The sequence below is a fragment of the Arthrobacter sp. NPDC056493 genome, assembly GCF_042795115.1.
Classification (GTDB): domain Bacteria; phylum Actinomycetota; class Actinomycetes; order Actinomycetales; family Micrococcaceae; genus Arthrobacter.
This window is the reverse complement of sequence record NZ_JBHTSL010000037.1, coordinates 15,575-29,941: the sequence shown is the minus strand read 5'-3', so window position 1 is coordinate 29,941 and position 14,367 is coordinate 15,575. Positions and strand designations below refer to the sequence as shown.

Annotated in this window: 14 protein-coding genes and 2 riboswitches; of the genes, 4 read left to right on the top strand and 10 right to left on the bottom strand. The window is 67.8% G+C overall.

Features of this window, described 5'->3' with window-relative positions:
- Nucleotides 1-24: 24 nt before the first annotated feature.
- From ACFQ50_RS15280 to ACFQ50_RS15245, 8 genes are all read right to left on the bottom strand, one after another.
- A complete protein-coding gene (locus ACFQ50_RS15280) occupies nt 25-1,560 on the bottom strand; it encodes a molybdopterin molybdotransferase MoeA (RefSeq protein WP_377996420.1) in 1,536 nt (511 codons plus the stop codon).
- Nucleotides 1,557-1,904: a DUF6457 domain-containing protein gene (locus ACFQ50_RS15275; RefSeq protein WP_377996418.1), complete on the bottom strand. Its 348-nt coding sequence runs from the start codon at nt 1,902-1,904 to the stop codon at nt 1,557-1,559. The genes ACFQ50_RS15280 and ACFQ50_RS15275 overlap by 4 nt, the downstream gene beginning before the upstream one ends.
- A gap of 36 nt (nt 1,905-1,940) precedes the next feature.
- Nucleotides 1,941-2,534: a molybdenum cofactor guanylyltransferase gene (locus ACFQ50_RS15270; RefSeq protein ID WP_377996417.1), complete on the bottom strand. Its 594-nt coding sequence runs from the start codon at nt 2,532-2,534 to the stop codon at nt 1,941-1,943.
- A 35-nt stretch (nt 2,535-2,569) separates the two neighbouring features.
- Complete coding sequence (locus ACFQ50_RS15265; RefSeq protein ID WP_306921098.1) at nt 2,570-3,070, bottom strand: HNH endonuclease; 501 nt, start codon at nt 3,068-3,070, stop codon at nt 2,570-2,572.
- A gap of 224 nt (nt 3,071-3,294) precedes the next feature.
- Nucleotides 3,295-4,083 (bottom strand): NlpC/P60 family protein, encoded by a 789-nt coding sequence (locus ACFQ50_RS15260; RefSeq protein ID WP_377996415.1) that lies wholly within the window; start codon nt 4,081-4,083, stop codon nt 3,295-3,297.
- Between the two features lie 102 nt (nt 4,084-4,185).
- Nucleotides 4,186-4,788 carry a C40 family peptidase gene (locus ACFQ50_RS15255; RefSeq protein WP_377996414.1) on the bottom strand — a complete coding sequence of 201 codons (603 nt, stop codon included), beginning with the start codon at nt 4,786-4,788 and terminating at the stop codon, nt 4,186-4,188.
- A gap of 160 nt (nt 4,789-4,948) precedes the next feature.
- Nucleotides 4,949-5,142, bottom strand: a riboswitch (cyclic di-AMP (ydaO/yuaA leader).
- 112 nt (nt 5,143-5,254) lie between these two features.
- Complete coding sequence (locus ACFQ50_RS15250; RefSeq protein ID WP_377996458.1) at nt 5,255-6,070, bottom strand: M23 family metallopeptidase; 816 nt, start codon at nt 6,068-6,070, stop codon at nt 5,255-5,257.
- Nucleotides 6,071-6,081: 11 nt separating this feature from the next.
- Nucleotides 6,082-6,323: riboswitch (cyclic di-AMP (ydaO/yuaA leader) on the bottom strand.
- Nucleotides 6,324-6,474: 151 nt separating this feature from the next.
- Nucleotides 6,475-7,170, bottom strand: coding sequence for a metal-dependent transcriptional regulator (locus ACFQ50_RS15245; RefSeq protein ID WP_377996412.1), 696 nt, complete (start codon nt 7,168-7,170; stop codon nt 6,475-6,477).
- Between the two features lie 343 nt (nt 7,171-7,513).
- On the opposite strand from ACFQ50_RS15245, the gene serC reads away from it, so the two are divergent.
- The gene (serC, locus tag ACFQ50_RS15240; RefSeq protein ID WP_377996410.1) at nt 7,514-8,644 is read left to right on the top strand and encodes a phosphoserine transaminase; all 1,131 of its coding nucleotides are present in this window, start codon (nt 7,514-7,516) and stop codon (nt 8,642-8,644) included.
- A 138-nt stretch (nt 8,645-8,782) separates the two neighbouring features.
- On the opposite strand, the gene ACFQ50_RS15235 is transcribed toward serC, so the two are convergent.
- Together ACFQ50_RS15235 and ACFQ50_RS15230 are read right to left on the bottom strand one after the other, a co-directional pair.
- Entirely contained in the window at nt 8,783-9,385 is a 603-nt protein-coding gene (locus ACFQ50_RS15235; RefSeq protein ID WP_377996408.1) for a DUF3027 domain-containing protein, read from the bottom strand.
- A gap of 8 nt (nt 9,386-9,393) precedes the next feature.
- The gene (locus tag ACFQ50_RS15230) at nt 9,394-9,777 is read right to left on the bottom strand and encodes a cold-shock protein (RefSeq protein WP_377996407.1); all 384 of its coding nucleotides are present in this window, start codon (nt 9,775-9,777) and stop codon (nt 9,394-9,396) included.
- 182 nt (nt 9,778-9,959) lie between these two features.
- On the opposite strand from ACFQ50_RS15230, the gene ACFQ50_RS15225 reads away from it, so the two are divergent.
- From ACFQ50_RS15225 to ACFQ50_RS15215, 3 genes are read left to right on the top strand one after another with little or no spacing between them, the layout of a single operon-like run.
- Nucleotides 9,960-10,193: a hypothetical protein gene (locus tag ACFQ50_RS15225; RefSeq protein WP_377996406.1), complete on the top strand. Its 234-nt coding sequence runs from the start codon at nt 9,960-9,962 to the stop codon at nt 10,191-10,193.
- A gap of 10 nt (nt 10,194-10,203) precedes the next feature.
- On the top strand, nt 10,204-12,696 hold the full coding sequence (locus ACFQ50_RS15220) for a helicase-associated domain-containing protein (RefSeq protein WP_377996405.1): 2,493 nt from the start codon (nt 10,204-10,206) through the stop codon (nt 12,694-12,696).
- Between the two features lie 13 nt (nt 12,697-12,709).
- Entirely contained in the window at nt 12,710-14,353 is a 1,644-nt protein-coding gene (locus ACFQ50_RS15215; RefSeq protein ID WP_377996404.1) for a DNA repair helicase XPB, read from the top strand.
- The last annotated feature ends 14 nt before the right edge of the window (nt 14,354-14,367 follow it).

The window sequence follows — 14,367 nt, the reverse complement described above, 5'->3', positions numbered from 1 at the left end:
TGTTCATGCCTCCATCATTGCACCTCAGTCGAGCAGGGCACTCCAGTCCACCGGCCCGCTTTGGGCTGCCTGCCCGGCGGAGGTCCGCGAGGCAGACTTCCGCGCCGGGCTCTTGGGCTTGGCTTCGGCGCTCTTGGGCTCGGGGATGGCCGGACCCCAGGGCAGCGCGAAAGCCGGCACCATCTCGCCCAGCTGCACTCCGTGCGGTGGCACCACCAGGACGCCGTCGGCCGATGCCAGTCCGCGCATCATGCCCGGGCCGGTGTGCTGCGCGGGCGAGGCCATGCCGTAGAGGAGCCGGAAGGGCATGAGCCGGGTGCGCCCGGGATCGGGTTCGATCAGGGTGCCGCAGGGAACTTCCCGGACCGGCGGGAGCTGGCCGTGTCCCAAAGCCGCCAGGAGCGGCGCGCCCACCGTGGACAGGGTCATCATGGCCGCCAGCGGGTTTCCCGGCAGTCCAAGCACGAAGCGCCCGTCCGGCAGCTCGGCGAGGACGGCGGGATGGCCCGGCCGCATCGCCACGCCGTCGATGATCAGCCGACCGCCCAGTTCCGCCACGGCACGCCGAAAATGATCCGTGCCGGAACGGCCGGTTCCACCGGTGGTGATGACGACGTCGGCCGGCAAGTTCAGTGCCTCGGGGATGCCTGAGTCTTCGAGGCCCTCGAGCCATTCCGTGTAACCGTCCCCGATGCGGACCTGTTCACGGCACAGTCCACCCAGCATTTCCACCACCGTGGCCAGCTGTGGCCCGAACGTGTCACGCACGCGCCCGGGCTCGGGCAGCCCCTGCTCCACCACTTCGGAACCTGTCAGCAGCAGCTTGACCACGGGCTTGCCGAGGACCTTCACCTCGTCGTACCCGGCCAGGGCGGCGAGGGCCACATGGGCGGGGTTAAGCACGACGCCGGCCCTGACCAGCACGTCCCCGGCAGCCGCCTCCTCTGCGGCTTTCCTTATGTGCTGGCCGTTCCTGGGTTCGCCGGGGCGGGCGGCGCCGCCCAGCGTCAGGACAGGCAGTCCGTCGTCGTCCGCGGAGATCACACCGCTCTCGGTGCGCAGCACCGCCTTGGCGCCGGCGGGAATCAGTCCGCCCGTCACGATCACGCTCGCCTGGTGCGGTGCCAGCCGCTGCCCCGGCTCGGCCAGGATCCAGGGGCCGCTTCCGTTAACGGCCCAGCCGTCCATGGCGGACGACGCATAGTGCGGCATGTCCTGGTGGGCGGTGATGTCCGCGGCCAGTGTCCGGCCCACGGCGAGGCGCAGGGGAACGGGTGCCGCCGGAATCGGGGCGGCACAGTCGAAGGCGGCCTGCCGGGCCTCCTCCCAGGTGTGAGCCAGGTGCTTGGCATGCGCGTCCCGCGCCCCTGGTGTTTCCTGTTCCCCCGCCGCGGCGGGTGCGGCGTCGTCCGCGGGGTCGGTGTCAGGCGCAGCGTCTGTGTCAAGCGCCGGTTCGGTGTCGGAGGCAGTTCCATCCCCTGCAGCAGCTCCGTCCCCTGCAGGGGTTGGCTGAGCTGAAGTGTGCGGGTCGTCGGAGCGGTGCTCGGGCGCGGCTGTCATTCCCCCGGAGTCCCGCTGGGCGCCGAAGTTCCGGCGGAACCCGCGGCCGGGGAACCTGCCGCCGCCCGCGCCTCTTCGGCAGCGTAGGCCTTGGCGGCGGTACGGGCCACGTCCATGGCGCTTTGCATCGCCAGGACGTCCGGCGCCTGGCCCGCAGCGCACTGAAGGCCGGTGGCGAGCCCGGCTATGAACGTGGTGAGGGGTGCAGCGGGACGCACCACGGAGTGTGCAGCCACTCCCGCGACGGACAACACCTCGTTGATGTCCACGTCGACGTCCTCGAGCTCAAAGGCCCGCAGCAGCAGACGGCACCATTCCTCAAGCGTCTCGTCCTGGCTTTTCATGCCTGCCTCCAAATTCACGGCGGTCCGGAATGCGGGTCATTGCTCCCGGACAGCTACTCCCAACGCGGCCGCATCGTCCCAGGTGTCCACGTCATCCGTGGAGCCGGCAGGGACAACCACAGCCTGCACGTCAAGACTAGCAAGGAGGGCGAAGACTGACCCGTTCACCAAGGCGTTGCGTGCGGCGGCGTCCTGCACGGCGCGTTCCAGCGCAGCTGTGCTATAAAAACCCGCCAGCGGCTGCTGCCGCCCGTCGGCGGACGCCGCGATGACGCCGTCACCACCCTCGCCGGGCAGGGCGTTCAGCAGGGCGTGGACAGCTTCGGCAACGCGCGGCATATCGCACGCGAGGACCAGGACCATGTCAGCGCGGCCTGCCCCCCGAAGCGCGGAAAGGCCGGCGGCGATTGCCGCCGCCGGCCCCGCAAAGGGCGGATCCTCACGCGTGCTGAGGACTCCACCTGGAAGACCCGCCGCCTCGGGTCCCACCACAACAGCCTGCCGCGCGCCCGCGGCTGCCGCGACGGAGCGCTCAAGGAGGGTGGCGCCGTCGAGCATCAGGGCAGACTTGGCTGAGCCGCCCAGTCGCGAGGAGCGGCCGCCGGCCAGGATTATTGCGTCAAAGTCCACACACCCAGCGTAATGCCGTGATGATCAGGCGAGCGTCAGGCTGCCCTTTCCGGAAGCAGGAACGGATCCCACGCCGGTGTGGGCTTCTCCAGCTCCTTGATTTGCCACATGGTGCCCACCGGTGGAGCCGGATCGAACCGGAGCTTCCAGCCCATTTCACCGGGCGTGTGGTCACCCTTGACGTTGTTGCAGCGGAGGCAGGCCGCAACGAGGTTCTCCCAGGAGTCGGCACCGCCCCGGGATTTGGGCTGGACATGGTCTATGGTGTGGGCTGCCTTGCCGCAGTAGGCGCACCGGTGGCCGTCACGGCGAAGCACACCGCGCCTGCTCACCGCGGTGATCATGTTGTACCGGGGGCGGATGTAGCGGTTAAGGAGAATCACGGACGGACGGCCCATGATGTCCTGCGGCCCGACGACAGGATCGTCGCCTTCGGCCACCACGCTTGCCTTTCCGGTGAGCACAAGGACCAGCGCCCGGCGGAAGGTCACTACCGCCAGCGGTTCATATCCAGCATTCAGAACGAGTGTGCGCATGCACATACCTCTTCACGGCCGCACCCGGCAGAGGCGCGAGGGCCGGCTGCCCTCTGCATGTCCGGGCTATGGATCGACACCATAAGAGTAAACACTCAGTAGGCAGATGAGCGAATCGAACACAAGCATCGTCATGGCGTGTCACCAAAAATTCATGCGGACGCAAGGCAAAAAAGGACCCCCGCCAGTTGGCGGGGGTCCTTCCGTAATGCTTTGGGGGTGTCTTAGCCGCCGACGCGGATGAAGACGGGGCCGGAGCCGACGTTCACGCTGAACAGTGCGGTGGTTCCGCCGTTCCAGCCGCCGTGGACGGCCTGCCCGTTGCCGACGTACACAGCGATGTGGGCCAGGCCCATGCCGCCGTTCTGGTAGTAGGCGAGGTCGCCCGGCTGGGCTTCAGCAGCACTGACGGTGCGGCCGAGGGACAGGTAGCCTGCCGGCCAGCCGTGGTAGTGGATGCCCACGGCGGCGAGTGCGTTGGTGGCCAGCGCGGTGCAGTCCTGGGAGACGCCGAGCTGTGCGTAGGCAGCTGCAGCAATCGCAGCACCCTGGCCGCTGGCAGCCGTGGTCTTCGGCGCTGCCGGGGCAGCGGTCTCGACGGCGGCGGTGGCCTGGACTGCCGGTGCTGCGTCAGCAGCCGGAGCGGCGTCAGCGGCGGGGGTGGCTTCCTGGACCTTGACTACAGGTTTGGGAGCCTCGACAACGGGAGCCGGCGCGGTGGAAACAGCAGGCTTCTCGTAGGAGATGGCGATGCTGGAAGCAGCGGAGATGGTGGCCGGCGCAGCGGACTGGACCTCCAGCGTGGAAGCCGGAACGGATTCGCGCTGAACGTTGGTCTCAGCAGCGTTGGCGGCGATGCCGCTGGTCAGGACAAGACCGGAAGCAGCAGCGATAACTGCGGCCTGGCGGCCCATGCCACCGGCGTTGTCGCCGACGGCCTTGGCAATGACAGCCAGCGAGTTGGTCTTGGTGACCTCGGCGCGGTGCCGTGCAATGGTCGCACGTGTAGTCATTAAAGTTTCTCTCTTTCGTGTTCCACAGACCGCGGTAGCAGGCCGTGGGTTATCGACGCGCCGGCATCTTGGGGGTAAGCCGGCCCGCCTCGAATCGGATTTTTAGCGAAGGGTGTAAAAAGCGGACGTGCCCGTTGCGGACACCGCGTGCAGGAGAGTGCCCTGCGAGGGGTTCAGCGCGCTGATCATCATGCCGTTGCCGACGTAGATGCCCACGTGGGCGCCGCCGTTCTGCATGACCAGGTCGCCGGGAGCAGGCGTGGAGGTGGGCTTCATGGCGTTCCACGCGTTGACGCGGGGAATGCTGATGCCTGCCTGTGCGTAAACCCACTGAGTGAAGCCGGAGCAGTCCCAGCCGCTGGGCGTGGTGCCGCCCCAGACGTAGGGGCTGCCGATGCCGGTGTACGCGATTGCTGCCAGTCCGGAAGCTGCTGCGGAGGCCGCACCATCAGTGGACTTTGCGGTGACGGCCTTGGCCGCACCGGTGCTCTCGTCGCCGGCCTGGCCTGCATCGGCCGTCTGGCTCTCATCGTTCGACTGCGGAGCGATGGCTTCGGCGACCGGGGCTGCCACGGTGGTGACAGCAGGACGCTCGAAGGAGACAGTGGCGGTGGGCGCGGCGGTCACAGCAAGCTGTGCGGCCTGGGATCCGGTCTCCGAGGAGGCGGAAACACCAATGTTGGCGTCGGCTGCGTTGGCAGGCATGCCAACACTCAGGATGAGTCCTGAAGCAGCTGCGATAACAGCTGCCTGGCGACCTACTGTGCCGGCATTGGCGCTAACCGCCTTGGACACGGAGTCCAACGGGTTCATACGAACCGTTTGCGCGCGGTGGCGCGCGGCATTGTGGCGTGAAGACACGAAGGTAGCCTCTCCCAATGCCTGCGAGGTGAGCTGTCGGATTCGGATGGGAGTCACCCGGCCGCTCCGCTTCCTGGGAAGCTTTGCGACTTAACCCCAAGGCCTTCTTGCGAAGACCAAAATTGGTTCCCCCGCCCCTGCCAGACGATGTAATGCGAACGGACCTTGAGCGGTGGCAGAGTTAGGCAATCCACTCAAGAGCGTCAACTTCGGAAAAGTTGACGCGGTTTAGACGGTACAGCAGTTCGGAGCCAATGTCACATTCAGGTCACGGCGTGTCACAGGAATGAGGGTGCTCGCTCGACGTGGCTCAGAGCCAGCCGAGGGGATCAACGACGTCCCCGTTGACCATCACCTCGAAGTGGAGGTGGCAGCCCGTGGAGGCGCCCGTGGTCCCGCTGAGGGCGATAACTTCGCCCCGGGTGACCTTCTGGCCAACCTGGACGCTGGAGGACGACAGGTGGTTGTACGTGGTCTCCAGGCCGTTGCCGTGATCGATCACGACGCGGTTGCCTCCCCCATAGGGGTGCCATCCCGAAAAGGTGACCTTGCCGCTGGCCGCGGCAAGCACCTGGGTGCCGCACTGGGCAGCGAAATCCTGGCCGCGGTGGAACTCGCCGGCACCGCCGGTGATCGGACTGACCCGGTAACCGAACGGCGAGGACCTGACCAGCGTGGTCAGCGGGCCGCCCAGGGTCCCCACCGAGGCCGAACGGCTGATGCTGCCGGCTGACTGGGCGCTGAGGAGCTGCTTCAGCTTTCCGTCCGGGTCGCCGGTGGTGGAGACGGACGTGCGGCTGAAGTCGATCTTTGCTGCCGCTTCAGCCGAGACCTTCGGCTGGGCCGAGGCAGCGGACGCAGACGCCCCTCCCGGCTCTCCGGCGGCCAGGACAGGGCTGGTGGCGGGGACAGTAACAGTCAGCAGCAGGCCGGTGGCAGCGAGGACTACGCCGGCTTTCTGCCCCACGCCACTGGCCGAGGCAAAATCCGTGACCTGCCGGAAGGGACCCCGGCGGCGGCGCGCTTCACGCTGGGCGTCCCGGGGACGGTCCGCGGCAATGGCCTCCGCGAGGCGCGGCTCCGGAGCGGGACCGGTCGCGCGGCGGCGGCCCCGGGCATTCTGCATGGACAAGTACTGTTTCCTCTCTGGATAGCCTGCGAAGTTAGCTGTCGGATTCGGGTCAGAGAGTTCGGACCCGGTCCGCCGTAACAAGCCGTTCCGGCACAGGGGTATCCCGGGAGGATTCCTTCTGCGGAAAAGACTTGCTGCTGCGGACTTCACCCCAAGGCTGTTGAAACAGCCGGTTGTGGTTCCCCCGCCCCTGCCAGTGGGTGACTCGTGCTACTGATCTGCTGGCAAGGTTCGGCTCCAGATCAGGTAACGCTTTAGTATCGGCGTTGCCGTTTAACTATAGGCGATTAAAGAAGCGCAGTAATAATTCCGTTATATTCCCTGTGCAAAAGTGGTAGGTCATCCTGCCTGCAGATGTCAGACAGGAAGCCGCACCCGGCCCACGGGCCCGTTGGGAGCTAGTCCAGGCGCACGAACACGTGCGCGGCAACTTCCGGCGGGAGCTCAAGGGCACCCTCAAACCCGGGCACGCGGACCGAGATGTACTCCCCCACGCGTTCGAGCGAGACGACGGCGCCAGGCCGGATCCCCCCTTCATCCAGCTGGAGCAGCAGCTCCGGCTCCACCTGGATGGGTTCCGCCAGGCGGCTGACGGTGACCTTGGATTCCGGGCCGTAGCCAGTCATGGCATCCAGCAGGTTCACCACGCCGTCCGAGAACGGGCGGGCGGGCGGCCCGCCGAGCGCAGCCAGGCCGGGAATCGGGTTGCCGTACGGCGACTCGGTGGGGTGGTCGAGCATTTCGTAGATCCTGCGCTCCACGCGCTCACTCATGACGTGCTCCCACCGGCAGGCCTCGTCATGGACGTAGGCCCAATCAAGGCCGATGACGTCGGCGAGGAGGCGTTCGGCGAGCCGGTGCTTGCGCATCACCTCGGTAGCGCGCTTCCGGCCCACTTCAGTCAGTTCAAGGTGGCGGTCACCGGAGACGACGACGAGGCCGTCGCGCTCCATCCTGCCAATGGTCTGCGAGACGGTGGGGCCCGAGTGGCGGAGCCGTTCGGCGATGCGTGCCCGAAGCGCCACGATGTTCTCTTCCTCCAGCTCCAGAATGGTGCGAAGGTACATCTCCGTGGTGTCGATCAGATCCGTCATTCAGCTCAGCTCCTCGAGCACAGTATTGTGTCCGTCCCACCGTACCGCGGGCCCGCCGCACCGGGATCCGGCGAGCTGCAGCGGCGGTCGTATATGACGGCGGCGCAGCACCGGCGCTCTGCCCGTACGTTCAGTGCCAGCTTAGCCTATTTTGAATTACTCCGGATAATCCGCACGGCGGACGGCGGCGCTGTCTCAATGACTGGACTATGACGGGGGCGTGTTCCCGCGGTATCCGCGCTTCGGGCAGAATAAGGAGGGCTTCGTGGCGGTCATGGTTGCCTGCCGGCCATCGCCCCGACCCAGCCGAACCGCACTTTCCATGCCGAAAATTGGAGCCATTGTGAGCGACACCAGCATCACTATTCCCGCAAACCTCCTGCCCAAGGACGGACGGTTCGGCGCCGGTCCCTCCAAGGTCAGGCCGGAGCAGATCGAGGCTCTCTCCGCAGCCGCGACGACGCTCCTGGGCACGTCCCACCGCCAGGCCCCGGTGAAGAACCTCGTGGGCTCCGTCCGCGAAGGCCTGAGCACCTTCTTCCGCGCCCCCGAAGGCTACGAGGTGGTCCTCGGCGTCGGCGGCTCCACCGCGTTCTGGGACGTTGCCAGCTTCGGCCTGGTGGAAGAGAAGGCACAGCACCTGTCCTTCGGCGAATTCGGGTCCAAGTTTGCAGCGGCCACGAACAAGGCACCGTTCCTTGCGGAGTCCTCCATCATCAAGTCCGAGCCCGGCACCTGCCCCGCCCCCAGGGCCGAGGCCGGCGTTGACGTGTACGCCTGGCCGCAGAACGAGACCTCGACCGGCGTTGCCGCACCCGTCCAGCGGGTGAACGGCGCCGACGAGGGCGCGCTGGTGCTGGTGGACGCCACCTCGGCTGCCGGCGGCCTTGACGTCGACGTGGCCCAGACCGACGTCTACTACTTCGCGCCGCAGAAGAACTTCGCCTCCGACGGCGGGCTGTGGCTGGGCCTCTTCTCCCCGGCCGCACTGGAGCGGGCCGAGCGCGTCAAGGCCAGCGGGCGCTGGATCCCGGACTTCCTGGACCTGAAGACCGCCATCGACAACTCCAAGCTGAACCAGACGTACAACACGCCTTCGCTGTCCACGCTCGTCACGCTGGACGCCCAGGTGCAGTGGCTTAACGCCAACGGCGGCCTGGACTTCGCGGCCGGACGCACGGCCGATTCGGCCGGCCGTATTTACAAGTGGGCGGAAGCCTCCGAATTCGCCACGCCGTTCGTCGCCAATGCCGCCGAGCGCTCCAACGTCATCGCCACCATCGACTTCGATGACTCGATCGATGCCGCCGCCATCGCCAAGGTGCTCCGCGCCAACGGCATCGTGGACACCGAGCCCTACCGGAAGCTGGGACGCAACCAGCTCCGCATCGCCACGTTCGTGGCCATCGAGCCGTCCGATGTCACCGCCCTGCTGGAGTGCATCGACTACGTCGTGGGCGAGCTCAAAAAGTAAGCCGCCAGGGTGGAGTTTTTGTCCAGATAATCGGGGTTCGAAGGCCGATTAGCCCCATTATCTGGACAAAAACTCCACCCTTAAAGTACGACGGCGCCGTTCGGGCTTGCGTCCGGACGGCGCCGTTTGGCGTTGTGGTCAGCCCTGCTCGGGGCTGTCCGGATCCGTCTCGGCACCCGGTTCCGTTTTGGCACCGGGCTCTGTACCGGCGTCGGACTGTATTTCGGCGTCGGACTCTGACCCGGCGTCCGCGGCAGTCCCGCCCGGGGCTCCGTCCGCAGCCTCGCTGGGTGCGCCCTCCTCGGGAGCTTCCTCCTGCGATTCGTCCGCGTCCTGGTCCTGGGCGTCCTCTGGGCGTACCCGCTCCGCCCACGGCACCCACTCCGGAGCGAGGACCGAGTCCTCGGACGGAAGCAGGCCGAGCTCGTTGACCGTGATCACCTTGGAGCGCGAATTGCGGGTCAGGACGGCGTACCACTGCCAGCCGAGGTACCCGGGCAGCCGCGATTCGAAAAGGTGCGTCACCACACGGTCGCCCTCGGTGCGGGCAGCCAGGTGGTCCCCGATTTCGGATGCCTTCGCAATGCCCTCAATGGCGGTCCGGGCGGTGTCCACGGCAGCGGCCAGCACAGCGTCTGGCTTCCCCGTCCGCCACACCGGGACCCCGGCGCGCCTCTTGGCGGTCTTGGGTTCAGCCTTGGGTTCCACCTTGGATGCGGCCTGTTCAGGTTCCGGGTTCATCGGGCGGCCTAGGCGTCCAGCTCGTCGGCAACCTTACGCAGGGCAGCGGCAATGGCCTTGCCCTTGTTGCCGTCCGGGTACTTTCCGGACGACAGAGTGCCGGACAGGTTGTCCAGAACCGTCACCAGGTCCTGCACCAGCGGGGCAAGATCCTTGGCGCTGGGGCGCTTGGCCTTTGCGATGGAGGGTGTCTTGTCGAGGACGCGCAGGCCCAGGGCCTGGGCGCCCTTGCGTCCATCCGCGACGCCGAACTCAACCCGGGTGCCGGCCTTAAGCTCGGACACTCCGGAGGGCAGCGCTGACTTGGGCAGGAACACTTCCTGCCCGTCCTCGCCCGCGAGGAATCCGAAACCTTTGTCCTTGTCGTACCACTTGACCTTGCCGGTAGGCACCTAATCAACCTTCTTCGTTCTGACGTTTTGGGACACGGCCGGCCGTCACCGCATCCGCACCGATGTGCGGGTTCAGGGTATGACTGCCTGGTCCATGTTGGTCTGTTCCTTCAAGGTTATCCTGACTGGCAGGCTAATCCCGCTTTGAGGCGCGGCCGCGGCGCTGCTGTTAGGTTACTTCCATGACATCCGCGCGTATCCGGCGGCCACTGATGGCCGCGGCAGTGCTCCTTGCAGTTTTGTCCCTCGCCGCCGTCGGGGCGGTCATGGCACTGGCCAGTGCGGGCCAGGCCGCGCCGCAGTGGATCACCTCGACGGCGTTGTACGGCCTTCCGGCGGCGTTCCTGCTGATGCTCGTGCTGGTGGCCGACGGCGTTGCAGCCCGCCGCCGGGCAGGAACCCCGGGCGGGCGGTAACGTTGGACTGATGTCCCTCATTCGCGCGCTCAGCAAGGAACTGGAGGCACGCAGCGACGAGTCACTGCGTGCACTGTTCGCTGCGCGGCCGGACCTGATCTCCCCCGGCGTTCCCGACTTCCCCGCCTTAGCCGCCCGCGCCAGCGCACGGGTCAGCGTTCAGCGGGCCCTCGAACGCCTGAACCGTCCCCAGATGCAGGTCCTTGAAACCCTGCACCTGTGCACCAACACTGACACCGGGCACAGCGCATCGGCCGCGGCGCTGAAGAAGGCCATCGCGGGATCCACGGTGGCCGCCGTCGAGCAGCTCCTGCAGTCGCTGCACGACCTTGCCCTCGTGCAGCGGGCGGAGCCGCCGCACGGCGCGGGCCCCGGCGCCCAGAGGCAGCGCTTCTACCTCCCGGTGAGCAGCCTGAAGGACGTCGTCGGGATCTACCCGGCCGGGCTGGGCCGCAGCTACACCGAGCTGGTCAGGCTGCAGCCGGCCTTCGCCCAGCGCGTTGTCCAGCTTGTCGCGGAGCTGCACCGCAGCGGCGCCGCCGTGCAGGCGGCCACCACCCCGATGGAGGCAGCGCTGGCGCTGCAGCACTGGACCTCTTCCCCTGATGCATTGCAGTCCCTCCTCGCCAGCGCCCCGGAGCGGACGTCTGCGCTGCTGGCGCGGTTCAGCAACTGGGCCATGGGCGCCGTACCCCAGGCCCAGCGGAAGGCTTCGGTCACAACTGAAGGTCACGACGTCGGGCCCGTCGACTGGCTGCTGGCCCGGGGCCTCCTGGTGCCTTTGGACGCCGCCCACGTGGAACTGCCGCACAGCGTGGGTATCTCCCTGCGCGGCGGCGCCATCATCGACAACTTCTCCCTCGTTCCCCCGGCGCCCACGCTGGGCGTCACCACCGCGGCGCTCCGCCGCAACGCCGCGCTCGGGGCCATCGCCGAGACCCTGCGCCTCACCGGCGATCTGCTCCACGCGGTCAGGGACCAGCCCCTGGCCACCCTGCGGAGCGGCGGCGTGGGCATCCGCGAAATGCGGAGACTCGCCGAGACACTCCGCGTGGATCACCACACCACCGCCGTGCTGCTGGAGCTCTGCGCCCTGTCCGGCCTGATCCGACTGGACGTGGACAGCTCATGCTGGGTGCAGCCGCCCCAGCTGGAATGGCTCGGGCTGCCGCGGCAGGAACAGTGGCTGTGGCTCGTCAACGCCTGGCTGGCCAGCGAGCGCGCCCCCTCACTCGTGGGCCAGCCCATCAACGGCCAGCCCGCCGGCCCCGCCAACCACCGGGCCACCCCGGCGGCCACCGTCAACGCGCTCTCCGCCGAGGCACAGCGGTCCGACGCGCCCGTCATCCGCAAGAGGATCCTCGAGATACTGCGGGAGCTGACGCTCGAGGCGGAGATGCCGGACGGGGCGGCACCTGTGCTCAATGCGGAAGCCGTGCTGCAGCGTGCCGAATGGGCGCAGCCCCGCATGGCGCGGCGGTTCAGTTCCCTGATCAGCGGCGTCCTGGCCGAGGCGGAGCTGCTGGGGCTGATCGGGTCCGGCGCGCTCAGCCAGCTGGGTGCCGCCATCGCCGCGGACGCGCCTGACGACGCCATGAACCTCCTTGGCGAACACCTCCCGGCGGCCCTCAACCACGTGCTCCTGCAGGCCGACCTGACCGCCGTCGCACCGGGCTACCTGGCCCCCGATCTGGCCGAGCAGCTCCAGCGGATGGCCGACGCCGAAGGGCAGGGCCCGGCCACGACATACCGGTTCTCCGTGGAGTCCATCCGCCGCGCCCTGGACTCGGGCCAGGACGCCGCAGCCATCCTGGCTTTCCTCCGCCGGCACTCGGCCACCGCCGTGCCGCAGCCGCTGCAGTACCTCGTGGAGGACACGGCGGCCCGGCACGGCAAGCTTCGGGTCGGGGCGGCCGCCAGCTTCATCCAGAGTGACGACGAAGCCGCACTCAGTGAACTCTGCCGGGAGGCTGCGGCGTCGTCCCTGGGCCTGGTCCGGATCGCCCCCACCGTCCTGGTCTCCATGGCCTCACCCCGGCAGACTGCCCTGGTGCTGCGCGGGCTGGGACTGTCGCCCGCCGTCGAAGAGGCCGGATCCGCCGTCGTCCGCCTCAACCGCACCGCACCCCTTCCGGGCACCGGCCGCCCCGTTTACAGCGCGCCGCGCTCGGCCCTTCCCGACGCCGACGTCACCGCCCAGCTCGCCGTCCTCCGCAGCCATGCGGAGCACGGCGCCAGTCCCAACGGTTCCCGTCCGGCCGCCGCCGGCGGCGAGGAGGCAACCCAGCTGGGACTGGAGACCCTTCACAAGGCCATCCGGCTCAGGCAGAAAGTCGTGATGAACGTGGTGGACAGCCTGGGGAATGCGAAACTGGAAACGGTTGTTCCGGTATCCGTGGCGGGCGGGCGCGTCCGCGTCTTCGACCCCGCGAAGGATACCGAGCGGGTGCTTTCCATCCACCGGATCATCGACATCGAGGCAGCAGAGGAAATACAGCAGTGAAGGTTGTACCTGCGTGAATGACGGCCCCCTGATTGTCCAGAGCGACAAAACCATCCTCCTCGAAGTGGACCATGAGCAGGCGACGGAGGCCAGGCACGCCATCGCGGCCTTCGCCGAACTGGAGCGCGCACCCGAGCACATGCACAGCTACCGGCTCACCCCGCTGGGGCTCTGGAACGCCCGGGCCGCAGGGCTCGACGCCGAGAAGGTACTGGACACCCTGCTGAAGTACTCCCGCTTCCCGGTGCCGCACTCGCTGCTGATCGACATCGAGGAAACCATGTCCCGGTACGGCAGGCTGCGGCTGGAAAAGGACCCACAACACGGGCTGGTCATGCGCACCAACGACTACCCTGTGCTGGAGGAGGTCAGCAGGGCCAAGAAGATCCAACCGCTGCTGGGTCCGCGGATCGATGCCGAGACCGTGGTGGTCCATTCCTCGCAGCGCGGCCAGCTGAAGCAGCTGCTGCTCAAGATCGGCTGGCCCGCCGAGGACCTGGCCGGTTACGTCGACGGCACGCCGCACCTCATCATGCTGGACGAGTCGGGATGGAAACTGAGGCCGTACCAGCGGCTGGCCACGGAGAACTTCTGGGCGGGCGGCAGCGGCGTCGTCGTGCTCCCCTGCGGCGCGGGAAAGACGCTCGTGGGCGCGGCGGCGATGGCCACGAGTTCCACCACAACGCTGATCCTCGTCACCAACACGGTGGCGGCACGGCAGTGGAAGGACGAGCTGCTCCGGCGGACCTCGCTGACGGAGGAGGAGATCGGCGAGTATTCGGGCGCCGTCAAGGAAGTCCGGCCGGTGACGATCGCTACCTACCAGGTCCTCACCACCAAGCGCGGCGGCCTGTACCCGCACCTTGAGCTCGTCGACGGCCACGACTGGGGCCTGATCATCTACGACGAGGTCCACCTGCTGCCCGCGCCGATCTTCCGGATGACGGCGGACCTGCAGGCGCGCCGGCGGCTCGGACTCACGGCAACCCTGGTGCGTGAAGACGGCCGGGAAGGCGAGGTTTTCAGCCTCATCGGCCCCAAGCGCTACGACGCGCCGTGGAAGGACATCGAGGCCCAGGGCTACATCGCCCCCGCGGACTGCGTGGAGGTCCGCGTGGACCTGCCCAAGGACGAGCGGGTGGCCTACGCCATGGCCGAGGATGCGGACAAGTACCGGCTGTGCGCCACTTCCGAGACGAAGACCCTCGTGGCCGAACAGCTGGTGGAACACCACCGGGGCGAGCAGGTCCTGGTGATCGGGCAGTACATCGACCAGCTCGACGAACTCGGCGAGCGGCTGGACGCTCCGGTCATCAAAGGCGAAACCTCGGTCAAGGCCCGCCAGAAGCTCTTTGACGCCTTCCGCGCCGGGGAGCTCCAGACCCTCGTGGTGTCCAAGGTGGCCAACTTCTCCATCGACCTGCCGGAGGCCTCCGTGGCCATCCAGGTCTCCGGCTCCTTCGGTTCACGCCAGGAGGAGGCCCAGCGGCTCGGCCGGTTGCTCCGGCCCAAGCAGGACGGGCGGGCGGCACGTTTCTACTCCCTCGTTGCCCGGGACACCCTTGACCAGGATTTCGCGGCCAAACGCCAGCGCTTCCTGGCCGAGCAGGGCTACGCCTACCGCATCATGGACGCCAAGGACGTCGAATCCTGCTGACCCAAGCAACACAC